At 72.0% G+C, this 22,559-nt stretch carries 22 protein-coding genes and 1 pseudogene; 12 read left to right on the top strand and 11 right to left on the bottom strand.

Annotated features, from left to right (window positions below):
* Positions 1–99 precede the first annotated feature (99 nt).
* Positions 100–789, bottom strand: a complete 690-nt coding sequence (locus OHB00_RS15295) for a DUF4142 domain-containing protein (RefSeq protein ID WP_406445796.1) — start codon at positions 787–789, stop codon at positions 100–102.
* Between the two features lie 523 nt (positions 790–1,312).
* Here OHB00_RS15295 and OHB00_RS15290 point away from each other — a divergent pair.
* The gene (locus OHB00_RS15290; protein WP_406435197.1) at positions 1,313–1,852 is read left to right on the top strand and encodes a hypothetical protein; all 540 of its coding nucleotides are present in this window, start codon (positions 1,313–1,315) and stop codon (positions 1,850–1,852) included.
* On the opposite strand, the gene OHB00_RS15285 is transcribed toward OHB00_RS15290, so the two are convergent.
* Positions 1,840–2,601, bottom strand: a complete 762-nt coding sequence (locus OHB00_RS15285) for a TetR family transcriptional regulator (protein ID WP_406435195.1) — start codon at positions 2,599–2,601, stop codon at positions 1,840–1,842. The two genes, OHB00_RS15290 and OHB00_RS15285, sit on opposite strands and share 13 nt — an antisense overlap.
* 106 nt (positions 2,602–2,707) lie before the next feature.
* Here OHB00_RS15285 and OHB00_RS15280 point away from each other — a divergent pair, with 106 nt between their 5' ends.
* The gene (locus OHB00_RS15280) at positions 2,708–3,187 is read left to right on the top strand and encodes an SRPBCC domain-containing protein (protein ID WP_406435193.1); all 480 of its coding nucleotides are present in this window, start codon (positions 2,708–2,710) and stop codon (positions 3,185–3,187) included.
* Positions 3,188–3,216: 29 nt separating this feature from the next.
* Here the strand turns inward: OHB00_RS15280 and OHB00_RS15275 are convergent, their stop codons facing one another.
* Positions 3,217–4,359 (bottom strand): FUSC family protein, encoded by a 1,143-nt coding sequence (locus OHB00_RS15275; protein WP_406435191.1) that lies wholly within the window; start codon positions 4,357–4,359, stop codon positions 3,217–3,219.
* 205 nt (positions 4,360–4,564) lie between these two features.
* On the opposite strand from OHB00_RS15275, the gene OHB00_RS15270 reads away from it, so the two are divergent.
* Complete coding sequence (locus OHB00_RS15270) at positions 4,565–4,768, top strand: hypothetical protein (RefSeq protein WP_406435189.1); 204 nt, start codon at positions 4,565–4,567, stop codon at positions 4,766–4,768.
* Positions 4,769–4,798: 30 nt separating this feature from the next.
* Positions 4,799–4,996, top strand: a pseudogene (locus OHB00_RS15265) (SAM-dependent methyltransferase); the annotation flags it as partial.
* Positions 4,997–5,171: 175 nt separating this feature from the next.
* Here the strand turns inward: OHB00_RS15265 and OHB00_RS15260 are convergent.
* On the bottom strand, positions 5,172–6,611 hold the full coding sequence (locus OHB00_RS15260) for an amino acid permease (RefSeq protein ID WP_406435187.1): 1,440 nt from the start codon (positions 6,609–6,611) through the stop codon (positions 5,172–5,174).
* A 216-nt stretch (positions 6,612–6,827) separates the two neighbouring features.
* Here OHB00_RS15260 and OHB00_RS15255 point away from each other — a divergent pair, with 216 nt between their 5' ends.
* On the top strand, positions 6,828–7,565 hold the full coding sequence (locus tag OHB00_RS15255; protein ID WP_406435185.1) for a FadR/GntR family transcriptional regulator: 738 nt from the start codon (positions 6,828–6,830) through the stop codon (positions 7,563–7,565).
* Between the two features lie 205 nt (positions 7,566–7,770).
* Complete coding sequence (locus tag OHB00_RS15250; protein ID WP_406435183.1) at positions 7,771–9,243, top strand: APC family permease; 1,473 nt, start codon at positions 7,771–7,773, stop codon at positions 9,241–9,243.
* A 312-nt stretch (positions 9,244–9,555) separates the two neighbouring features.
* Here the strand turns inward: OHB00_RS15250 and OHB00_RS15245 are convergent, their stop codons facing one another.
* The 3 genes from OHB00_RS15245 to OHB00_RS15235 all read right to left on the bottom strand — a co-directional run bounded on the left by OHB00_RS15245 (position 9,556) and on the right by OHB00_RS15235 (position 11,318).
* Positions 9,556–10,002: a pentapeptide repeat-containing protein gene (locus OHB00_RS15245; protein ID WP_406445794.1), complete on the bottom strand. Its 447-nt coding sequence runs from the start codon at positions 10,000–10,002 to the stop codon at positions 9,556–9,558.
* Positions 10,003–10,356: 354 nt separating this feature from the next.
* The gene (locus tag OHB00_RS15240; protein ID WP_406435181.1) at positions 10,357–10,746 is read right to left on the bottom strand and encodes a MazG-like family protein; all 390 of its coding nucleotides are present in this window, start codon (positions 10,744–10,746) and stop codon (positions 10,357–10,359) included.
* A gap of 26 nt (positions 10,747–10,772) precedes the next feature.
* Positions 10,773–11,318: a DoxX family protein gene (locus OHB00_RS15235; protein ID WP_406435179.1), complete on the bottom strand. Its 546-nt coding sequence runs from the start codon at positions 11,316–11,318 to the stop codon at positions 10,773–10,775.
* 133 nt (positions 11,319–11,451) lie between these two features.
* Between OHB00_RS15235 and OHB00_RS15230 the strand changes: the two genes are divergently transcribed.
* Both OHB00_RS15230 and OHB00_RS15225 read left to right on the top strand, forming a co-directional pair.
* A complete protein-coding gene (locus OHB00_RS15230; protein WP_406435177.1) occupies positions 11,452–11,778 on the top strand; it encodes a nuclear transport factor 2 family protein in 327 nt (108 codons plus the stop codon).
* 58 nt (positions 11,779–11,836) lie between these two features.
* Positions 11,837–12,823 carry an aldo/keto reductase gene (locus OHB00_RS15225; RefSeq protein ID WP_406435175.1) on the top strand — a complete coding sequence of 329 codons (987 nt, stop codon included), beginning with the start codon at positions 11,837–11,839 and terminating at the stop codon, positions 12,821–12,823.
* A 29-nt stretch (positions 12,824–12,852) separates the two neighbouring features.
* On the opposite strand, the gene OHB00_RS15220 is transcribed toward OHB00_RS15225, so the two are convergent.
* A complete protein-coding gene (locus tag OHB00_RS15220) occupies positions 12,853–13,650 on the bottom strand; it encodes an ABC transporter ATP-binding protein (RefSeq protein WP_406435173.1) in 798 nt (265 codons plus the stop codon).
* Between the two features lie 86 nt (positions 13,651–13,736).
* Positions 13,737–15,206, bottom strand: a complete 1,470-nt coding sequence (locus OHB00_RS15215; protein WP_406435171.1) for an ABC transporter permease — start codon at positions 15,204–15,206, stop codon at positions 13,737–13,739.
* A 200-nt stretch (positions 15,207–15,406) separates the two neighbouring features.
* Between OHB00_RS15215 and OHB00_RS15210 the strand changes: the two genes are divergently transcribed.
* Positions 15,407–16,618 (top strand): D-alanyl-D-alanine carboxypeptidase family protein, encoded by a 1,212-nt coding sequence (locus OHB00_RS15210; protein WP_406435169.1) that lies wholly within the window; start codon positions 15,407–15,409, stop codon positions 16,616–16,618.
* Between the two features lie 239 nt (positions 16,619–16,857).
* On the opposite strand, the gene OHB00_RS15205 is transcribed toward OHB00_RS15210, so the two are convergent.
* Entirely contained in the window at positions 16,858–17,616 is a 759-nt protein-coding gene (locus tag OHB00_RS15205) for an SDR family oxidoreductase (protein WP_406435167.1), read from the bottom strand.
* Positions 17,617–17,771: 155 nt separating this feature from the next.
* Entirely contained in the window at positions 17,772–18,779 is a 1,008-nt protein-coding gene (locus OHB00_RS15200; RefSeq protein WP_406445792.1) for a Gfo/Idh/MocA family protein, read from the bottom strand.
* Positions 18,780–19,080: 301 nt separating this feature from the next.
* On the opposite strand from OHB00_RS15200, the gene OHB00_RS15195 reads away from it, so the two are divergent.
* From OHB00_RS15195 to OHB00_RS15185, 3 genes are read left to right on the top strand one after another with little or no spacing between them, the layout of a single operon-like run.
* Positions 19,081–20,382 carry a multidrug effflux MFS transporter gene (locus OHB00_RS15195; protein WP_406445790.1) on the top strand — a complete coding sequence of 434 codons (1,302 nt, stop codon included), beginning with the start codon at positions 19,081–19,083 and terminating at the stop codon, positions 20,380–20,382.
* Entirely contained in the window at positions 20,322–21,515 is a 1,194-nt protein-coding gene (locus OHB00_RS15190) for a serine hydrolase domain-containing protein (protein ID WP_406435165.1), read from the top strand. The genes OHB00_RS15195 and OHB00_RS15190 overlap by 61 nt, the downstream gene beginning before the upstream one ends.
* Positions 21,512–22,510 (top strand): small ribosomal subunit Rsm22 family protein, encoded by a 999-nt coding sequence (locus OHB00_RS15185; protein ID WP_406435163.1) that lies wholly within the window; start codon positions 21,512–21,514, stop codon positions 22,508–22,510. The genes OHB00_RS15190 and OHB00_RS15185 overlap by 4 nt, the downstream gene beginning before the upstream one ends.
* Positions 22,511–22,559: the final 49 nt, after the last annotated feature.

The following is a 22,559-nucleotide window of genomic DNA, read 5'->3' as shown; positions in this document are numbered from 1 at the left end:
CACCAGCACGACGGTGGGGGTTCGCCTGCGATGCGCACCCGCCACCAGGATTGCCGTCCGGGGAGCCTTCGTACGCCTGGCCCCGCATCAGGTGCCCCCTCACCCCACCGTCGGACTCGGCGACACCGTGCTGTTCGCCGGCGGAGTGAGGACGACCTGCGGCTGGCCCGCGACCGCGGGCGGCGGGGTCAGGCTCTGAGCCGGAAGGCTGGGCGAGGTGGTCTCCTGGACGAGGACCTGACCGAAGTCGACCAGGCCGGTCTTCTCCACGGCGGTGATGTGGTCCAGGACGGTGTCGTTGGCCTGGTCGGCCAGAGCGCGGACCAGCGAGTTCCTCGTGGTGGTGCGGACACTGGCGATCGTGGTGAGGAACTGGCCGTTCGTCGCACGCACGGTGGTGGCCAGGTCGGTGTCGAACTGCCTGCCCCGCTCCGCGTTCAGCCGGGACTCGAAGCTCTGCTGTTGCGGCGACGGCTGGTTGGGCAGCGCGATGCCCAACTGATTGGCGACATCGCGGCAGGCGGCGTCCAACGCGGCATCCCCGTCGACCAGTTGCTCCCCGGCGCTCCGGACGGCCTTCGTCGTCCCTTTCTTCGACGCCGTCTGGCCGACGGGGTACTCCCACAGTCCGGCCGAGCGCACCTTGACCACGAAATCCCGGTCGGCTTCCGTCAGCGTCCCGGTCGCCGGCTTGGCGACCACCCGCGCGGGTGCGCCGCTGACCGTCTGAACTCCGAGCATGGAGGGGTAGAGGAGGGAGCCGAGGGTGATGCTGAGCGCACCACCCACGAAGAGGGTTCCCGCCGCCTTCCTTGAAACGAACACCGTGTCTCCTGATCCGGTTCTTCGGATCCCGCACACCCGGAGATACGGATGCGAGGCATCCGCAGAACCTCTTGGGCTCGTCACGGGTTCGCAAAGCGTCCGGGCCGGCCGGCGCGAAGAAGGGCCGTTCGGCCCTACCGGCCCCCAGGAAAGGGACTGTTAGGCCCTAGCGGGACCGGGTGCCTCAGGGCCGACCATGTGGCGGCGACCGGGAAGGGCCAGGTCCATTTCCCGCACTTCTGGTCCTTCCCGGCTCGTCGACGACACCGACCGAGGGGGAGGGCGCCGTACGGCCGACGAGTTACAGCCGCCGCCGCAGGAAGAACAGCGTCGGGCGGCTGCGCACGCGGAAAGAGCTGTGACCTCATGGGACAGCTGGTGCTGGAAGGGCCCCTGGGCCGCAATGGACTGCTCCGCCACGCACAACCTTCCGGCAGGCCACCGGTCTGAACAGACACACACCTGCGCGAGCTGCTGGGGGGTAGTCATGCGACGGATAGGTACTGCACTGGCCGCGATGATGCTGGCGGGCGGTGGCTTGTTGGCCGGCACGGTGCCGGCGGTGGCCGCACCGACGGCCGTGGACTGTGCCGTGACGTGGGGGAGCCTGGACAAGACCGGTGACTCCGTTGTCTCCAGGCGACTGGCCGACGTGCGGACCGGACAGCACGAGTGCTACGACCGGCTGGTCTTCGACGCCCAGGGCACGACGGCCGACCCGATCGGCTACAGCGTCCGCTATGTCGACGTCCTGCACCAGGACCCGTCCGACATCGTGGTTCCGATCAAGGGCGGAGCCATTCTGGAGATCTCGCTGTTCTCCCCGCGCTACGACCCGGCGACCGGGCAGCCCTATCCGCCGCTTCCGGCCGTCGACGTCACCGGGTACCGGACGTTCCGCGAGTTCAAGTTCACGGGTGGGTCCGAGGGATACACCCAGGCCGGACTGGGCGTCCGCGCCCGGCTGCCGTTCCGGGTCTTCCAGACGGCCAACCATCTCGTGGTGGACGTGGCTCACACCTGGTGACCCCGCAGGGCCGGGGGTGCGTCTCCTTGACGTGCCCCCGCCCCGCCGCGCTCCTCCAGAGCCGTGAAAGAGGTCAGGCCGTCCTCGATGAGCTTGGCCGCGCGGCGGACGTCGGCGGTCACCGCCTGATGTACCTGCCCGGGTGTGCGGTCGCCCGCCAGGTGCTTTCCCAGGCTCCGGAACTGGACGGGCCACAGGCCGAGCAGAGCCGTTGCCGCGATCTGCGGTTCCGGGTCGTCCGGGACCATCCCGGTGCGCTGGGCCAGCGCCTCGGCCGCGACGCCGATGAGCCGGTCGATCATGTCGCGGTGATAGGCCCGAAGTGAGGGCGTGGACCGGGTCAGCTCGCGGAAACGCCTGATCGTGTCGGCGGCCCGGACCGGGTCGTCCTGCGCCGCGATCCAGGACGTCATGCCGTGCAACTCGTCGGACAGCACCCGCAGTACCGCGTCGACCGGACGACGGCCGGGGACGGCCAGACCGGTGCGCAGGGCGGTCATCGTGGTCTCGCCCAGGTCCAGGATGAGCGATTCCTTGGTGGGGAAGTAGTTGAAGACCGTCTTCTCCGAGACTCCGCACGCCTCGGCGATCTCCGCCACGCGAACGCCGTCGAAGCCGTGCTCCAGGAACATCTCCGTCGCGGTGTCCGACAGGCGTTGCCGCGTCAGACGCTTCTTCCGCTCCCGCAGTCCCTCGGCCTCGGGTTCCCCGGCCTGCCTGCGCCATCCCGTCCAGTCCACCGTGCTCACGCGGGACAGCGTAATCCAGCGCCGATATTCTTACTGCTGCTATATATTTTCAGTTGCTGTAAGTTCGTTCCGCTGGCGAGCCGTCCACACTGCCTTGGGAGCCTCCGTGAGCGCCATCCACATCGTCCACGACTACCCGCACTCCGCCACGAAGGTCTGGCGCGCCCTCACCGACCCGGCGCTCATCCCCCTCTGGACCGCGACCGGCGCCGGGGCCCGGCCGGAGGGATTCGCCACCGCCGTCGGCACCGAGTTCCGGTTCGTCGCGAAACCCAAACCGGGCTGGAGCGGCATCGTCGACTGCGTCGTGCTGGAGGTGGACGAGCCGCGGCTGCTGCGCTATTCGTGGACCGACCACGGCGGCGGCGCAACCACCGAGGTCACCTACCTGATCGAGCCCCGGGCCACGGGAACCCGCTTCACCTACGACCACACGGGCTTCGCGGGAACCGGCGGGTTCTTCATGGCGCAGATCCTCGGCCACGTCCGGCGCAGGATGCTGCGCGTCGGCCTGCCCGCGGTGCTCGACGACCTCGACGAGTCCGGCAGACTCCACCCCGGCAGCGGTTCCGGGCGAACGACCTGAACAATCTGACGGCTGCCGCCACCCATGAATCACGGCTTCGAGGCGACGAGCTGGTCGGCCAGGCGGTGGGCCTGGGTCAGCAGGGTGCCGAAGGTGGCGACCTCGTCGGGATCGGCGGGCCGGGAGCGGGACAGCTGGCGGCGCAGCTCGTCGAGCGCGCGGTGCAGGTCGTCGACGGCGGGACGCAGCCGGTGGTCGTGCCGGTGGCCGAAGCGGCTGTCGTTGTACAGCTGGAGCGCCTGGGCGGTCTGGCGGAGGAAGGCCGCGTAACGGCGGGCGAGGGCGGGGTGGGGCCGGGCGGCCCGGCGGCCCTCGGCCGAGGCCTCCAGGACGGTGCGGGTGACGCCGACGGTGTGGACGGCGGCGTAGTCCAGGACCACCACGGCGTCGTCGTAGTCCTTGCCCGGGGCGGCGGCGCGGGTGCGGCGGCGCAGGTTGACGCGCAGGCTCTCCCGGCTGTGGCCGAGGGCCGAGCGGGCCTGGTCGACCAGACGGTGCAGGCGAAGGGCGCGTTCGTGCCAGGTGCCGGCCTCGTCGGCGTCCCACCGGCCGTCGGCCAGCCCGTCGGCCACGGCATCGAGGATGTCGTGGGCCTCGCGGGTGGCGTCCCGCAGGGCCGCTCGGACGTCCCGCAGGTACACCGGCGGACGGATCAGCGCGTTGACGGCGATGCCGACCGCGGCGCCGAAGACGGCCTCGGTGATCCGGGCCGCGGCGGTGGAGATGCCGACGTCCCCGCCGGTGAGGACGAACAGGGCACCGGTGGCCGCGTAGATGCCCTGGCTGCCCAGGCGCTGCCAGTTGCCCAGCAACACCACCGTGGGCAGGACCAGCGCCATCGCCAGCATGGTGTCGTGCAGCAGCAGCGCGGCCGCGGTGGCCACGACCGTGCCCGTGGCGATCGCCGCGAGCTGCTGCAGCCCGTGCGCGATGGACCGGTAGACGGTCGACTCCACCAGTACGACCGCCACCCACGGCGCCACGAACGCCATGGGCGCCTTCAGCCACCAGCCGGCCAGCGCCCACGCGAGCCACGCCGCCAGCGCGGCCTTGCCCGCCTGGACGACCAGGTCCCGCTCCCGGCCCGGCCCCGCCCAGGCGCGCCCCACCGCCTGCCCGGCGGCCCGCACCTGACGCTTCGCCGTCTGCGCCGCCGTTCGGATCCCCTGCATGCCACTGCAGGTGCCACCAGCTCGCCGGTCCATGCCGCCGGTCCGGCCTCGCTGACCGGAAGCCCCGGTGTGTCTGGTCGGCGGAGCAACGCCCGCAGCCGCTGATGTACACCGACCGTCACCAAAACTTCACACGAGACGGCGGCTGACGGCGGCCCGGAGGGCAACCCGGTCAGGTGCCGTCCACCGGAAGGGACCTGCCGTCGTGATCGCTGTGGCTGCGTCGCTGTTGCCCGTGCTGGGTCTGCTGCTGTACGGAATGGACCGTGTGGAGGACTGGCTGGGCGGCGGACCACCGACCGCACGCCACGCCCGGGACCGTCACCTTCGGCTGGTCCACAGCGACAGCCGCCCTCCGACGGAGTCGAGCCCGGCCGGTCCTGCCCCACGCCGTATCGACGCGGCCTGAGCACACCATCCCGGCCATGCCGCCGACCGCGACCGGGCCCAGGACGCCCGCAACGACAGCGGCGCCGTGCCGTACGACCTGCGCAGCATCGATGAGATCACCATGTTCTTCGACGGTCTGGAGCTCGTCGGACCCGGTGTCGTGTCGGTGACGGAGTGGCGGCCGGAGCCCGGTGCGGGTGCTGTGGAGGTCGTCGCCGAGCACGGGGGACTCGCGCGGAAGCCATGACGGCGGGAGGGGAGCGGGGCGCCGGTGCGCGGGGCGTGTTCGCACGCCCCGCGCACCAGGTACAGCGGCCGCAGGTTCCTCGCACCAGAGGGAGACGGCGTTCACCTCCTGGACGGACCGCTCAGGCCCTCGGGCGGTCCGGCTCGGGACCGCCGCCCCCCTCCCGCGGCGCGAGTCAGGAAACGGAGGCCGTGTCCGGTGCCGTCTCCCGTGCCCCGGCCCGGCCGGAGATGCGCTGGCGGAGCAGGGCGAAGACGACGACGGCCACGGCCACCAGGGTGGACAGGACCACCTGGTCGCGGCCGCCGCCGTTGCTCGTGTCGGTGAGCATGTAGCCGAGCACGAAGGTGATCAGGGCGATGGTGGCCCAGGTCAGGTAGGGGTAGAGCCACATCCTCACGATCAGTTTCTCCGGCGCCTCGCGCTCGATGATGCGGCGCATCCGCAGCTGGGAGAAGCAGATGACCAGCCACACGAACAGGGCGATCGCGCCGGAGGAGTTGAGGAGGAACTGGAAGACCGTGTCCGGCCACAGGTAGTTGAAGGCGACGGCGACGAAGCCGAAGACCACCGAGGCGAGGATGGCCGTCCGCGGCACCCCGCGGCCGGTCGTCCTCGCGAACGCGGCCGGGGCGTCGTTGCGGCCGCCCAGGGAGAACGCCATGCGGGAGGCCGTGTACAGGCCGGAGTTGAGGCAGGACAGCACGGACGTCAGCACGATGGTGTTCATGATCTGGGCCGCGTGCGGGATGCCGATGGAGCTGAGCGCGGCGACGTAGGAGCCGTCCTTGAGGATCGCCGGGTCGTCCCAGCGCAGCAGGGAGACGACGATCAGGATGGAGCCCAGGTAGAACACGGCGATACGCCAGATGACGCTGTTGGTCGCCTTGGTGACCGCGGCCCTCGGGTCGGGGGTCTCGCCCGCCGCCAGCGTGACGATCTCGCTGCCCATGAAGGAGAAGACCACCATCAGGACACCGGTGAGGATCGCGCCAGGGCCGTGGGGGAGGAAGCCGCCGTGCGCGGTGAGGTTGGTGAAGCCGGACGCCGGGTGGTCGGAGCCGGGCAGCAGGCCGAAGAGGGCGAGGCCGCCGATCACGATGAAGGCGGCGATGGCGACCACCTTGATGCCGGCGAACCAGAACTCGAACTCGCCGTAGGAGCTGACCGAGACGAGGTTGGTGGCGGTGAGGACGAGCATGACGATCAGGGCCCAGCCCCACTGCGGGACCGCCGGGATCCAGCCGGCCAGGATCTTCGCCCCGGCGGTGGCCTCGACGGCGAGCACCACGACCCAGAAGAACCAGTACAGCCAGCCGATGGTGAAGCCGGCCCAGCGGCCCAGGGCCCGGTCGGCGTAGGCGGAGAACGAGCCGGAGGTGGGGTTGGCCGCGGCCATCTCGCCCAGCATGCGCATCACCAGGACGACGAGGACGCCGACCAGCGCGTACGAGACGAGGATGCCGGGGCCGGCGGCGGCGATGCCGGAGCCGGAGCCGACGAACAGGCCGGCGCCGATGACACCGCCGATGGCGATCATCGACAGGTGGCGGTTCTTGAGTCCGGCCTTCAGGCCGGGCTCGGTGGGTGGGCTTGCGGGCAGGGTTGTGGTCATCTCGCCATCCATGGAGGGGTGCGGACGGGGGCGCCACGGAAATTAGTTCAGCACGATCTAAAAAAACAGTCTTGTTTAAATGTTCACCTTGCTCTATTTTCCGTTCAGCGTGGAGCCACGCCCTCCGGGCGCGGCCGTCGCCCCGTCCCCCCGTGTTCCGGCCCTGAGGGGAACTCGTGCACGTAGCAGCGCAGTGGTCGCCGTTAGGGTGGCGTCGTGGTGAACACAGCGGGCAAGTTCGGCCCGTACAGCCAGCCGGGTCCCGGGCGGCCCGCGCCGGGTGCCGGGGTCCTGGACCCCCGTGTCCTGCCCGGCCGGGGCCTGACGGGAGCGGAACTCGTCCGCTCGCGGATCGCCCTGCGGGTGCGGCTGCGGTCCGCGACGCCCGGAGACCGGCTGCCGGACGCCGGGGTGCTCGCCGAGGAACTGGGGATCAGTGAGATCACCGTGCGCCGCGCCCTGGAGGGCATGTGCCAGGACGGCCTGCTCGACCGCCGCCGCGGCCGGTCCGGCGGCACGTTCGTGGCCGGGGAGTGGGACACCGTCGTCGCCGTGCTGCACGATCCCGCCGAGGCGGCCGCGCTGGACGCCGTCCATGTGCTCCTGGAGTGCGGCCTGGTCTCCCACGCGGTGGGCGAGCTCCCGGACGGCGGGCTGGACGGGCTGCGGGCGCTGGTCGAGGAGATGGACCGGTCCGAAGCGCCGGCACGGCTGCTCGAACTGGAGACCCGCTTCCACCTCGACCTCGCCCAGGCGCTCGGCGGCCCCGGTATCCGCGAGTTCGCCGCCGACCTGCTCGGCCGCCAGTGCCTGCTGGTGCCGGCCCCGGCGCCCGAAGTCGTCCGGGCGCGCAACCACCACCACGCCGGCCTGCTCGACGAACTGGCCCGCGGAGCCATGGCCGAGGCGGTGGCCGCGGTGAAGGCCCACCGGGACACCGAACCGGTTGCCTGACGCCGGCCGTACGCCGGCTCCGACGACCGCCTCGCCCCGACCCAGTCCTGACGACCGCCCCGCTCCGACGACCGCCTCGCCCCGACCCAGTCCTGACGACCGCCCCGCCCCGACGCAGTCCCGACGACCACTCCGCTCCGACGACCGCCTGGTCCGGACCACCTCCTCGCCCCGCCCCTCACCACCCGCACAAGGAGCTGGCGCCATGCCCGACCCCGCAGCCGTCGGACCGCCGCCGACACCGGACCCCGCCGGATCCGCGCCCCAGCGGCTGCGCGGCGGTGTTCTCGGCATGGCCGACATCGCCGCCGCCACCATGGCCAACGTCGGTCCGGCCATGAGCTTCTTCTTCGGTTTCGCCTTCCTGGCCACCACCGCGGGCGTCGCCTCCCCGCTGACCATCGCCGCCGCCGGCGTCGCCGTCGCCCTGCTGGGCAACACCCTGGCCGAGTTCTCCCGGGCGCATCCCTCGGCCGGCAGCTTCATCACCTTCGTCGGCCGGACCTTCGGCCCGGTCAGCGCGGTGACCACGGCCCTGCTCGCCGGACTCGGCTACATCATCGCGATGGCCTCCGTCATCGCGATCTCGGGCGGCTTCGTGCAGATCACCCTGCACCACTACACCGGCCTCGACGTGCCCTGGATCATCTGGACACTGCTGCTGACGGGGCTGTCCGTCGTTCTGATGCTGCGCGGGATCGTGGTCTCCACCAAGTGGGCCGGCTACTTCTTCGCGGTGGAGATGCTGGTCCTCGTCGTGGTCTCGGTCGCGGCGCTCGCCGAGCACCGCGGCGGCCTGTCCGCCGACCCGTTCCTGCCCGGTCACATCACCCACGGAGTCAGAGGGCTGGCCGCGGGCTTCCCGCTCGCCGTGTACCTGTTCGTCGGCTGGGAGAACTCGGCGGCGCTGGCCGAGGAGACCGAGAACCCCCGGCGCAACGTCGGCCGCGCGGTGTTCTCCTCCGTCGCCATCATGACGGTGAGCTACATCCTCTTCGCCTACGCCACCGTGACCGGTTTCGGCTACGACGTCGAGCGGCTCGGCGACTCACCCATCCCCTTCGTCGACCTCGCCCAGAACACGTTCGGCACGCTGGCCGTCCTCGCATACGTCGGCGGCCTGACCTCCACCCTCGGCGTGCTGATCGCGGGCATCAACTCCCAGGCCCGGCTGATCTTCAACGCCGGGCGGGAGGGGCTGCTGCCGTCCTTCTTCGGCTACGTCCATCCCACCCGCCGCACGCCGAACAACGCGATCGTCACCTTCGCCGTCACCGCCCTGCTGATCATCGGCGGCTGGGGGCTCGGGCACCTGCTGGGCGCCGACGGCGGTCCGATGGACCCGGTGGTCTTCTTCACCGAGTCCTCCAGTCTGGGCACGATCCTGATCCTGCTGGTCTACCTGGCCTCCAACATCGCCCTGCCGCTGTACTACCGCAGGTACCGGCCGCAGGAGTTCCGGACCGTGCGGCATCTGGTCCTGCCGGCGACCGGTGCCCTGGCGATCCTGGTTCCCCTCTACTACCTCACCAAGCCCGGCCAGCCCGCCCCGTACAGCTGGTTCCCGTACGCCGCCCTGGCCGTCCTGCTGGCGGCCGTCGGCTACGCCACGGTGCTGGTCCGCCGCGACCCCCTGCTGGCCGACCGGGTCGGCTCCGTCGTCGCCGACGCGGAGTGACCCTCCGGTCCGCCGTCACCTCGGCCGCACGGGGAGCGCCGGGCGTTCCCGGTGAACCGCCGCCGGGCCGACGGCCGATGGCCGAGCGCGCGGACACCACGGTCGTCGAGGGGCCCGGCAGTCATGCCATGTGTGTGTCGCGGCCATAGGTGGTCGTCGGTGTCATCGGAGGGGCCACCGCCGCCGGTTGAGACACCTGTCGGCCCGAGTCATGCCCGTGGGGCGGCTCATGTGCGTAGGCTGTATCCCCGCGCGGAGACATCGACATTCCGCGCGGAGCACATCGACGAGAGGTCCGACCCTATGTCCGAGTCACCCGGGACCGAGCTGGCGTCCGAGTACAGCGCGCGGATCGCGCAGGACCTCGAACTCAACGCGGAGAAACAGGACCGCCTCGCCACCGAGATCGCCGCCCTGGAAGAACAGTTGCGCGCGGTACGGGAGAACAGGGTGGTGCTGGAACGGCTCCAGCAGGCGCTCACCCCGCAGGCCACCGCCTCCGTCCCCGCGACCGCCGCCTCCGCACCCGGGACCGCCGAACCGGCCGAGGCCAACGAAGCCGTCGAGGCCGCCGTGCCGCACCAGCGGACCGAGCCCGCGCCGAACCGCCGTGCCGCCGCGAAGCCGAACCGCCGTGCCTCCGCGAAGCCCAGTGCCGCGAAGCCGAGTGCCGCGAAGCCGAGTGCCGCGAAGCCGAGTGCCGCGAAGCCGAGTGCCGCGGAGACGAAGCCGAGCCTCGTCGAAGCCGTGAACACCTATCTCGCCCAGCAGCAGGAACCGGTCTCAGCGACCGACGTCGCCGAGGCGATCAGGGCCGGTCAGCCCGGTCGCACCATCAAGACGACGGTGATCCGTACGACGTTGGAGAACCTGGTCGCCAGGAACCGTGCCCGGCGCACCAAGCAGGGCAGGGCGGTCTTCTACACCCTGTCGGCACCGGAGGGACCCCAGACACCGGAGGCCGACGCCGGGGCCGAGGCCGAGGCTTAGACCAGTGCCGAGGCACGTACCTGGGCCGGGCCTCTGCCTGGGTCCAGGTACGGGCCCGCTACCCCTACGGCTACCGGTCTCGCCCGAGACATAGAGACGCCGGGACACATGTTCTGACCGGTCTCACGCCGACGGGCCTAGTGATCGCTTCCTGACGGCTTCCAAGTGGGCCTCGAACACCCCCGCCGCGTCCGGTGTCAGTGTCCGCAACGCCACCAGCGCCGTGATCACCACGTCGCACAGCTCGCCCTGCACGTCCTCCCAGGTGTGAGTGACACCCTTGCGGGGGTTCTGGCCGGTCGCGCCGATCACCGCCTGGGCGACCTCGCCGACCTCCTCCGTGAGCTTGAGCATGCGCAGCACCAGGCCGGTCTCGCCCTCGTGCCTGCGGTTGGCGTCCAGCCAGGTCCAGAGGTCCTCGACGGAGGTCCACAGGTCGGGGGCGTCCGGGGCGTCCGGGGTGTCCGGGGAGTCCGAGGTGTCCGCAGGCGGTGTCGTCCGCTGATCCGTCATGGCCCGTAGCCTGCCCTACCGCGCCGCTACTCCTCGAACAGGGCCTCCTGCTCGCCCTCCTTCGCCCGCCGTACCCGCCGGTTCCGTGCGCCGATGACCACGGCCGTCACCGCCGCCGTCACGCCCAGGGCCGTCGGGACCATCCAGCCGCGGTCGAAGACATGGCCGAACGCGTGGTCCAGGGAGAGCCGGCCGGGGCCCGTGACCGCGAGACCGGCGGTGGCCAGGCCCAGGGTCGCCGCGTACTCGTAGCCGCCCTCCTGGGCGAAGAATCCGTTCGGCTTGTGCAGGGCGGTCGCGCCCGCCATCGAGCCGGCCGCCGCGGCGCCCGCCGCCGGGGTCGCGAGGCCCAGCGCCAGCAGCGTCCCGCCGCCGGCCTCCGCCAGCCCGGCCGCCAGCGCGCTCTGCCTGCCGGGTGCGTACCCGACCGACTCCATGTACTGGCCCGTGCCCTCGATCCCGCCCCCGCCGAACCAGCCGAACAGCTTCTGGGTGCCGTGCGCGGCCAGCACCCCGCCGGTGCCCAGCCGGAGCAGCAGCAGGCCCACGTCGCGTCGGTCGTAGCAGGTCACGGCGGCTCCCATTGTCGGCAACGGATCACGGGTTTCCACCGTCGCACCGGTCACACCCGGTCGGCCCGTCCTCGCCGCCGTTCGGGTGGCGGGCGGGTGGCGGACCGCCGGGACCGATGTGACGCTGGCTGGCATGACGATCAAGACAGCCAAGCTCAGCGACCCGGCCGTCCGGGCCTTCGTCACCGCCGTCAACTCCAGCGACCGCGAGCGTTTCCGGGATCTGTTCACGCCGGGCGCGACCATGGCGGACGACGGCTCCGACCGGGACCTGGACGACTGGATCGACCGGGAGATCTTCTCCTCCAACGGCCACATCGACGTCGACAACGAGTCCAACGGCGGCCGCTCCCTGCTCGCCCACTACCGCAACGACGCCTGGGGCGAGATGGTCACCCGCTGGGACTTCACCGTCGAGGACGACGGCCGTATCTCCCGCTTCGAGACCGGTCAGGCGTAGCGGCGGTTACGGTGATCCCCTTGCCTTCGTGTGCGCTTCAACTCCTAGCGTCTCAGGCATGGAAACCGACAGCACCACCAGGACCCTGGGCCGTTCCGGCATCCGCGTCAGCGCGCTCGGCTTCGGCTGCTGGGCCATCGGCGGCGAGTGGCAGGACGCCACCGGGCAGCCGCTCGGCTGGGGCAAGGTCGACGACGAGGAGTCCGTCCGGGCGATCCGCCGCGCCCTCGACCTCGGTGTCACCTTCTTCGACACCGCCGACACCTACGGCGCCGGCCACAGCGAGCGGGTTCTCGGCCGTGCCCTCGGCAAGCGGCGGGACGACGTCGTCGTCGCCACCAAGTGGGGCAACGTCTTCGACGAGGAGACCCGCACGCTCACCGGCGGCGACGACTCCCCGGCCCACGTCCGCCGCGCCCTCACCGCCTCCCTGCGCCGTCTGGGCACCGACCACGTCGACCTCTACCAGTTGCACCTCTCCGACGCCGACCCGGCCCGCGCCGCCGAACTCCGCGACGTGTGCGAGGAGTTGGTCGGCGAGGGGCTGATCCGGGCCTACGGCTGGAGCACCGACGACCCGGCCCGCGCCGCCGTCTTCGCCGAGGGGCCGCACTGCACGGCCGTACAGCACACCCTCAACGTGCTCCAGGACGCTCCGCAACTCGTCGCGCTGGCCGAGAAGTCGGGGCTCGCCGCCGTCAACCGCAGCCCGCTCGCCATGGGGTTGCTCGGCGGACGGCGGGCGGGGGCCACGGCGGGCGACATCCGCAGCAGGCCGCCGGCCTGGCTGCCCGGGTTCGGGGACGGCGACGGCGCCGATCCCGCGTGGGTCGAGCGGATCGAGGCCCTGCGCGAGGTCCTCACCAGCGACGGGCGGACCCTCGCCCAGGGCTCCCTCGCCTGGATCTGGGCCCGGAGCCCGCGCACGATCCCGATCCCCGGCTTCCGGTCCGTCGCCCAGGCCGAGCAGAACGCCGGCGCGATGGCGAAGGGGCCGCTCACCGCCGGGCAGATGGCCGAGATCGACCGCCTCCTCGGGCGCTGAGCGGCCCCGACAGGCGGCCTGGCGCGGAACTAGTGACCCTGGCCGCCGCCGTACTGCTGCTGCGCGTAGGGCTGCTGGCTGTGAGCCGCCGCCTCCTGGGGCCGGCCGCCGCCGTCGGGTCCCGCCGCCTGCTGCGCGTACCGCTGGCCGCCGCCCTGCTCGGTGAGGGTGATCTGGCCGGCCTTGATGGTGGCCAGGCGCGGCGCGCGGCGGGCGATGGAGGAGTCGTGGGTGACCATGATGAAGGTCAGCCCGTACTCGTGCCACAGGCCTTCGAGGAGGGCCATGATGTCGTCGCGGGTGCCCTCGTCGAGGTTGCCGGTCGGCTCGTCGGCGAGCAGCACCTTCGGCTTCTTCACCAGCGCGCGGGCGATCGCGACGCGCTGCTGCTGGCCGCCGGAGAGCTCGGAGGGGGCGTGCGTGAGACGCTCGCCGAGGCCCACCGAGCGCAGGGCCTCGGCGGCACGCTCCCGGCGGTCGGCCGGCTTGATGCCGAGCGGGACGAGGGCCGTCTCGACGTTCTCCTGGGCGGTGAGCGTCGGGATCAGGTTGAACGACTGGAAGATGATGCCGATCTTCTCGGCGCGCAGCCGGGTCAGCTTGGTCTCGCTGATCCGGGCCAGGTCGACGCCGTCCAGTTCGACGCTGCCCTCGGTCGGGCGGTCCAGGCCGCCGATCATCTGGAGCAGGGTCGACTTGCCGCCGCCGGTCGGGCCCTGGATGACGAGCTGGTCGCCGTCCTCGATGGTCAGGTCGACGCCGCGCAGCGCCTCGACCGTCTCCTTGCCCCGCGTGTAGCGCTTGGTGACTCCGGTGAGTCTGTACATGGGTTCTCCACTGGGTGGTAAGGGGGTGGGGGCGCCGCGTCCCGGGGGGAGTGGAAGCGGCGCCCCGGCTTGGAGGGGGCGGGGTGTTACGCGACGCTGCGCAGGGCGTCGGCCGGGCGCATCCGGGAGGCGCGCCAGCCGCCCATCGCGCCGGCGATCAGACCGCCGGTGACCGCGAGGCCGACCGCGAGGGCGATGGTGGTGAGGGAGACGGGCGCGGACAGCGCGATCTCCAGGGTGTTCTGGGAGGCCTGCTGGCCGGGGCCGCCGCCGCCCGGGCCGCCGCCCACGCCGCCACTGCCGCCGGTGCTGCCCAGCTGGGCGGTGAGCTTCGGGCTGATCGCGGTGACCGCGTAGGCCGCGCCGACGCCGAGGGCGATGCCGAGGGCGCCGCCGATCAGGCCGTTGACCATGGACTCGCCGACGACCTGGCGGGTCACGTTGCGCGAGGGCCAGCCGAGCGCCTTCAGGGTGCCGAACTCACGCACCCGGCGGGAGACGGCGGAGGAGGTCAGCAGGGCCGCCACCAGGAAGGCCGCCGCGAGGACCGCGATGGACAGCCACTTGCCGACGCTGGTCGCGAGGCTGGAGGCGGTGGAGAGGGAACCCGAGACGGTGGAGGCCAGGTCGGCGGAGGTGGTGACCGTGGTACCGGAGATGTTGGCCGTGATCTCCTTCTTCACGGTGGAGATCTGCTTGGAGTCGCTCGCCTTGACGTAGATCGTGGTGACCTGGTTCTTGGCGTCGCCGAGGGTCTGCGCGACCTTCAGCGGGATGAAGACGTCGGTGTCGGACTCGCTGCTGTCCGGGGTGGCGATGCCGATGACCGTGAACTTGGTGCCGGAGATCTTGAAGGTCGAGCCGACCTTGTACTTCTTCTCCTTGGCGTACGACTTGCTGACCACCGCGACCTTGCCGCTGGTCTGCGCGGAGGTGAAGGTCTTGCCCGAGGTGATCTTCATGGTGGACAGCGGGCCGAGGCCCTGGTGGGCCACGTCGACGCCGGCCACGGAGTAGCTGTTGACGTCGAAGTTGGCGCCGCCGCCCTGGACCTGCGGCGCACCGCCCGAGCCGCTGCTGCTGCCGCCGCTCGGCTGCCCCTGGCCGCCGCTGGTGCTGCTGCTGGTGGAGGTCTTCGCCTTGCCCTGGGTGAAGGAGCCGTCGACCTTGGTGACGTTGAGGGAGAGCGCTCCGACCGCGCTCTCCACACCCTTCTGACCGGCGACCTTGGTGACCAGGGACGACTTCAGGGCCTGACCGCCCTGAGTCTGCACCCGGTCCGAACTCTGCGTGGAGCTGCTGCTGGACTTGGCGTCGAACTTGAAGTTCGGGCCGCCGGAGCTGCCCGAGGTCGGCGCGGTACGGGCCTTGGTGACCGTCATGTCGGTCCCGAGGCCGTACAGCGACTTGAGGACCTTGTCCTGCGCCTGGGTCATGCCGGCCGACACTGAGTTGACCGTGATGACCAGCGCGATACCGAGCGCCAGACCCAGAGCGATGACCAGGGCCGCCTTCTTCCTGCGGCCCAGCTCGCGCTTGAGATAGATGCCAAACATCCCGTTCCTCGAAGGTTCTTGGCGCCCGCTGTGGACGCGAGCTCAAGTTAGGGAGAAACCTTTGAGTCACACTGGGTAAAAGATGTGTCAGAGCTGAGAAACGGTGAGGTCTTAGCAAACTTTCATAAGGCAGCACATTCCTGGGCGGGCGAGGGGGTACCGCCAGGTAACACGTGTGGCCTGCGGTGTACGGTCCCGGGATGCGCGATTCCTCTCGGCTGACCCGGCGTGCCGCCCTTGGACTGACGGCCGCCGCTCTCCCCCTGTCCGCGGCGGCTCCCGCCTCGGCCGCCACCGTCATAGGCGGCGAGCGGCTGGCCCGTGGCGGCATACAGGTGCAGGGGACCACCGGCCTGCCCAAGAAGATCACCGCCCACGCCTGGCTGATCGCCGACTGCGACAGCGGTGAGGTGCTCGCCTCGTACAACGCGCACCGGCGGCTGGCACCCGCCTCCACCCTGAAGATGCTGTTCGCGGACACCGTGCTGAAGAAGTTCGAGCGGACCGAGCGGTACCGGGTCAAGGACTCCGACATCTCCGACGTCCCGGCCGGCTCCAGCCTGGTCGGCATCAAGCCCGGCCTCACCTACACCGTCGAGCAGCTGTGGCAGGGCGTCTTCCTGCGCTCCGGCAACGACGCCGTGCACGTCCTCTCCCACATGAACGGCGGGATCGCGAAGACCGTCGCCGAGATGCGGGCCAAGGCGGCCGACCTGCAGGCCCTGGACACCCATGTGGTCAGCCCCGACGGATTCGACCACAAGGGCCAGCTGTCGTCGGCGTACGACCTGACCCTCTTCGCCCGGCACGGGCTGAAGGACGACGACTTCCGCGGCTACTGCTCCACGCGGACCGCGAACTTCCCGGCCGGCGGCAAGAAGACCTTCCAGATCCAGAACACCGACCGTCTGCTCACCGGCGCCTGGGGGCTCGACGTCTACAAAGGCCTGTTCGGCGTCAAGAACGGTTACACCAGCCACGCCGGCAACACCTTCACCGGCGGTGCCACCCGGGACGGCCGCACCCTCCTGGTGACCGTGATGCACCCGGCTCTCGGCACCAACGCCGTGTACGAGCAGACCGCCGCGCTGCTCGACTGGGGCTTCGGGAAAGGGAGTTCGGCGCAGCCGGTGGGCGTACTGGTCGATCCGCTCAGCGAGGGCGGGGCGAGCGCGAGTGCGTCGCCGTCGAAGGGCAAGGGGGCCGCGGGGGCGGCCGGGACGGGGACGGCGGCCGGTTCGGGCTCGTCCGGACCGTCGCCGTGGCGGCTCGCGGAGGGCGGGGCGGGGACGCTCGCGCTGCTGGGCGCGGGGGCGTGGGCGCTGCGCCGGCGACGCCGGGCGGCCGCTGCCGCGGCCGTCCCCGAGCCGGGGGACACGCCGGCCGACTCGGCCGGCACTCCCGCGGGCTGACGTCTCGCGGCAGCCGCCCCACCCACCGGTGCGTACCCGCGGTCCCACGCGGGTCCACCCCCGCCCCGGTCCGGTGGAACGGCTGCCGCCTCCCCCTCGGAGTGGTCGGCGGAATGCCAGAGCCTCAACTGTGAAGTTCTGGTGAAGGAGAGTTGAGCATAGGCCCGTTACCGGCGGCAATACTGCGGACGTACGCATTCCGCTTGTGCAGGTTGTGGATTGTCCGACTGAACGGAGGTTCAGCCCCGGCCCACGTACGGCATCGCCGTCGCCAGTACCGTCGCGAACTGCACGTTCGCCGCGAGCGGCAGCTCGGCCATGTGCCGCACGGTCCGGGCCACGTCGGCCACGTCCATCACCGGTTCCGGGGCGACCTCCCCGTTCGCCTGCAGTGCGCCGGTCTGCATCCCCGTCGTCATGTCCGTCGCCGCGTTGCCGATGTCGATCTGCCCGACCGCGATGTTGTACGGCCGCCCGTCCAGGGACAGCGACTTGGTGAGGCCGGTCAGCGCGTGCTTGGTCGCGGTGTAGGCCACGGAGTGCGGGCGGGGCGTGTGCGCCGAGACGGACCCGTTGTTGATGATCCGGCCGCCCTGCGGCTCCTGCTCCTTCATCTGTCGGAACGCCGCCTGCGCGCACAGGAACGCGCCGTTGAGGTTGGTGTCCACGACATGCCGCCACGCCTCGTACGGCAGGTCCTCCACGGCCACCCCGCCGGGCCCGAACGTCCCCGCGTTGTTGAACAGCAGGTCCACCCGCCCGAACCGCCGCACGGCCGTCGCGAACAGCGCGGTCACGTCGTCGGGTTGTGAGACGTCGGTCCGTACGGCGACGCAGGTGCCCTCGGGCGCCAGTGCCGCCGTCTCCTCCAGCCGCGCCGGGCGCCGGCCGGCCAGCGCCACCGACCAGCCGGCCCGCAGCAGTTCCGTGGCCACGGCCCGGCCGATACCGGAGCCGGCGCCGGTGACCACGGCGATCTTTGCTTGGTTGGCATCCATGGACGCGCAGCGTAGGCGCTCCGCTGGGCGGGCCGTGTCGGGTTGTCGGTCGGGTGCGGCGCTGTGGGGGCTGGTCGCGCCCACGCGGCGGAGCCGCATGTCAGTTACAGCCCCGCGCCCCTTTCGGGGCGTTCCGACCGGGGCGCCCTACCAGGTCAGGCCGCTGCAGTTTCACCTGGGTAGCGGACGCCGATCTGCTCCCGTAGGGCGTCCAGGGTGCGCATGATGGCGAGGGTGCCGTCGTGCGGGACGAGGGGGGATTCCTGTTCGCCGGCCCGGACGGCGCGCATCGCCTCCCTGGCCTCGTGGCGGAAGGTGCTGCGCGGGCCGTCCTCCGGGGGCAGGGTGAACTCCTCCGGGGCGCGGCCGTCGCGGTGCAGCACGAAGCGCTCGGGGTGGAAGAAGCCGTCCGGGATGTCGATCCGGCCCTGCGAACCGGTGACCGATGCCGTGGTGCCGGTGCCGCCGGCGATGGAGCAGTGCAACATTGCGAGAGCGCCGCTCTCCCAGGAGAGCAGTGCTCCGGTCTGGAGATCGACGCCCTCGTCCGAGAGCACCGCTCGCGCCGACATCCCGTCCGGCTCGCCGAGCAGCAGCTGCGCGAAGGACACCGGGTACACCCCCAGGTCGAGCAGCGCGCCCCCGCCGAGCAGCGGGTTCCGCAGCCGGTGCGCCGGCGGGAACGGCCCCTCCAGGCCGAAGTCCGCCTGCACCGTCCGCACCTCGCCGATCGCCCCGTCCGCGACCAGCGCCGTCAGCCGCCGGATCAGCGGATTGCAGTACATCCACATCGCCTCCATCAGGAAGCGGCCGTGCTCCTTGGCCAGCGCGACCAGTTCCCCGGCCTCGCGGACGTTGAGCGTGAACGGCTTCTCGCACAGCACGTTCCGCCCGGCCTCCAGGCACAGCCCGGCGGCCGCCCGGTGCGCCGAGTGCGGGGTGGCGACGTACACGATGTCGATGTCCTCGTCCCGGGCCAGCGACTCCCAGTCCCCGTACGCCCGCCCGATCCCGAACCGCTCCGCGAACCCCGCCGCCGACTCCGGGGACCGCGAGGCCACCGCCACTATCTCCGCGTCGGGCAGATCGACCAGGTCCGCCGCGAACGCGGCCGCGATCCCACCCGTCGCCAGGATCCCCCACCGCACGCTCTGCTCACCCATCCCGGCCGCCCCACCCTCGCTCATGTGTTTCCCGGCAGTCTGTACGAGCTGAGAGCATATGTGGGGGCCATCGGTGTCCATCAAGAGCGGACCGGACCGCGAGACCGGCGAAGAACGGCGAAGCGGCCGACGAAGACCGCGGGACCGACGCTGACCGTGGGCCCACGAGGACCGGCGAAGCGATCGACGGAGACCGCGCAGCCGCCGCAGACCGTGAGACCTGACGACGACAGACGGGGGACACATGCCCGAGCAGCCGGCGCCGCCGACACCGGATGCGCAGGACACGCAGGACGCGCAGATGACCGGCGCACCCGCGGCGCACAGCCCCGCCACGCCCGCCACACCCGGCCCGCCCGTCGCCCCCGCGACCCGTCGGGCCGGCCTCCTGCTGGTGCTGCTCCTCGGTGGGCTCACCGCCACGCCCCCGCTGGCGATGGACATGTACCTCCCCTCCCTGCCGGAGGTCACCCGCTCCCTGCACGCCCCCGCCGCGACCGTCCAGCTCACCCTCACCGCCTGCCTCGCCGGCATGGCCCTCGGCCAGCTGGTCGTCGGCCCGATGAGCGACCGCTGGGGCCGTCGCCGCCCCCTGCTGACCGGCCTCGCCGTCTACGTCGTCGCCACCGCCCTGTGTGCCCTCGCGCCGGACGTCGAGACCCTGGTCGCCTTCCGCCTCGCGCAGGGTCTCGCGGGCGCGGCCGGCATCGTCATCGCGCGAGCCGTCGTGCGCGACCTCTACGACGGGGTCGCCATGGCCCGGTTCTTCTCCACCCTGATGCTGGTCTCCGGGGTCGCCCCGGTCATCGCCCCGCTGATCGGCGGGCAGATCCTGCGGGTGACGGACTGGCGGGGCGTGTTCGTCGTCCTCACGGTCGTCGGAGCGCTGCTCGCCGTGCTGGTCTGGGTGCGGCTCCCGGAGACGCTGCCGCCGGCCGGCCGGCACGCCGGGGGAGCGGCCGCCGCCGTCCGCGCCATGCGCGGCCTCCTCGCCGACCTGCCCTTCACCGGCTACATGCTCGCGGGCGGCTTCGCCTTCGCCGCGCTGTTCGCGTACATCAGCGCCTCGCCGTTCGTGATCCAGGAGATCTACGGCGCATCCCCGCAGACCTTCTCCCTGCTCTTCGGCCTCAACTCGGTCGGCCTGGTGATCGCCGGGCAGGTCAACGGGAAGGTGCTGGTCGGCCGGGTCAGCCTGGACAAGGTGCTGGGCGTGGGCCTGGCCGTGACCGTGCTCGCCGCGACCGCCCTGCTGCTGATGTCGGCCGGTGCCCTCGGCCCCGTCGGCCTCGCCCCGGTCGCCACCGCCCTGTTCGTCCTGATGTCCGCGATGGGGTTCACCCTCCCCAACGCCCAGTCCCTCGCCCTGCTGCGCACCCGGCATTCCGCCGGTTCCGCGTCCGCGCTGCTCGGGACCTCCTCGTTCCTCGTCGGCGCGGTCGCTTCGCCCCTCGTCGGGATCGCCGGGGAGAGAACCGCCGTGCCCATGGCGATCGTCCAACTGGCGGGGGCACTGGTGGCGCTGGCCTGCTTCATGGGAATGTGCCGTCCCTGGGCAGCACGTGGGAACGCCCGTGCGAACGCGGAGGGAGCAGAGAGCTGAGCGTAACGAGACTGCGCGTCGAGACACCGGAACGGGCCGGTCTCGACCCCGCGGAACTCAGACATCTCGTCCGTGAAGTGCGCGAGCTCACCACCGGTGAGCGGCCCTGGGCGGCCGGGGCCGTCGTGGTCGCCGGACGCGGCCCCGTGATCGCCGTACAGGAGGCGGCCGGCTGGGCCGTGCGGTACTCCGCGTACGACCCCGCGACCGACGCCGGTGTCGAACTCCCGCCCGCCGCCCGGGTCCCGATGACCGTCGACACCCCCTTCGACCTGGCCTCCCTCACCAAGCTGTGCACCGCGGTCGCCGCCGTGCAGCAGCTGGAGCGCGGCACCCTCGGCATCGACGCCCGCGTCGGCGCCTACCTCCCCGACTTCCACGGGGCCGCCGCCCACCGCATCACCGTCCGCCAGCTCCTCACCCACACCTCGGGCCTGCGCCCCGAACTCCCGCTGCACGACTGCCCCGACGACGCGGCCCGTCTCGACCTGCTGCGCGCGGAGACCCCGAGCAGCGCACCCGGCGCCTACCGCTACTCGGACCTCAACATGCTCCTCCTCCAGCACGTCCTGGAGCGGATCACCGGCCGCCCCCTCGACGTCCTCGTCCGCGACGGCATCACCCGCCCGCTCGGCATGACCGACACCGACTTCGGCCCCTGCCCGGGAGCGGCGGCCACCGAGGACCAGCGGCGGCCGTGGGCCAAGGCGGACCGGGGGATGCTGCGGGGCGTCGTGCACGACGAGAACGCCTGGGCGCTGGGCGGAGTGGCCGGGCACGCCGGCCTCTTCTCCACCGCCCGGGACCTGGCGATCTTCTGCCGCACCCTGCTCTCGGGCGGCGCGTACGGCCCCGCACGCATCCTCGGCCCCGACTTCGTGGACCTGCTGCTGGCCCCGCCCGGCCTGGGCTTCCTGGTGGACCAGCCGTGGTTCATGGGCGAGCTGGCGGGACACGGCGCGGCGGGCCACACCGGGTTCACGGGGACGTGCCTGGTCCTGGACCCGGCGACGGACACGTTCCTGGTGCTGCTGGCCAACACCGTGCATCCGCGCCGCCGCCCCGGCGACAGCGCTCCGCGAGCGGCGGCGGCGACCCGCCTTGCCAGGGCTGTCCATACAATCGCCGGGTGAACCACCCCACCGCACCGGCCGGCCGGCCGGCCGACCGGCTCCGCGCCACGCTCCTGGACCTGCTCGACGGCCTGCCCCCGAAGCAGGCCGCCACAGCCGTCGAGCGGCTGATCGCCCACTACCGCGGGGCCACCCCGACCGACGCGCCGATCCTGCGGGACCGGGCGGACGTGGTGGCGTACGCGGCGTACCGGATGCCGGCGACCTTCGAGGCGGCACGGTCCGCGCTGGCCGCGTTCGCCGACGCGGTGCCGGAGGGATGGGTGCCGGGCAGCCATGTGGACGTCGGCGGCGGGACGGGCGCGGCGACCTGGGCGGTGACCGACACCTGGGACGGCGCGCGGCCGGTGACGGTCCTCGACTGGGCCGAGCCCGCGCTGGCCCTCGGCCGGGAGATCGCCGCGGCGAACCCGGCCCTGCGGGACGCGACGTGGCAGCGCTCTCGGATCGGAGCGGCGCTCACCATCGAGAGCACTGATCTCGTCACGGTGTCGTACGTCCTCAACGAGCTCGACGAGGCCGGCCGAGCCGCCCTCGTCGCCGCCGCCGCGGCCGCCGCGCAGGCCGTCGTCATCGTCGAGGCCGGCACCCCCGCCGGCTACGCCCGGATCATCGAGGCCCGGGACCGCCTGACCGGCGCCGGCTTCCACATCGCCGCCCCCTGCCCGCACAGCGCCGCCTGCCCGATCACCCCCGGCACGGACTGGTGCCACTTCTCCGCCCGGGTCAGCCGCTCCTCCCTGCACCGTCAGGTCAAGGGCGGATCACTGCCCTACGAGGACGAGAAGTTCAGCTACGTGGCCGCCACCCGCTTCCCGCCCGCCCCGGCACCGGCCCGGGTGGTCCGCCGCCCCCAGATCCGCAAGGGCCAGGTCCTGCTCGACCTGTGCGAGGCCGACGAACGGCTGCGCCGGACGACGGTCACCAAACGCCACGGCGACCTGTACAAGGCGGCCCGCGACGCGGACTGGGGAGACGCCTGGCCGCCGCGGTGACGCGGCCCGGTGCCGAGCCGCGTGACACGGTCCGTGACACAGCCCCCGT

Source organism: Streptomyces sp. NBC_00631 (assembly GCF_045206895.1).
Classification (GTDB): domain Bacteria; phylum Actinomycetota; class Actinomycetes; order Streptomycetales; family Streptomycetaceae; genus Streptomyces.
The sequence above is the reverse complement of the archived record's forward strand: the minus strand, read 5'-3'. Positions and strand labels throughout refer to the sequence as shown.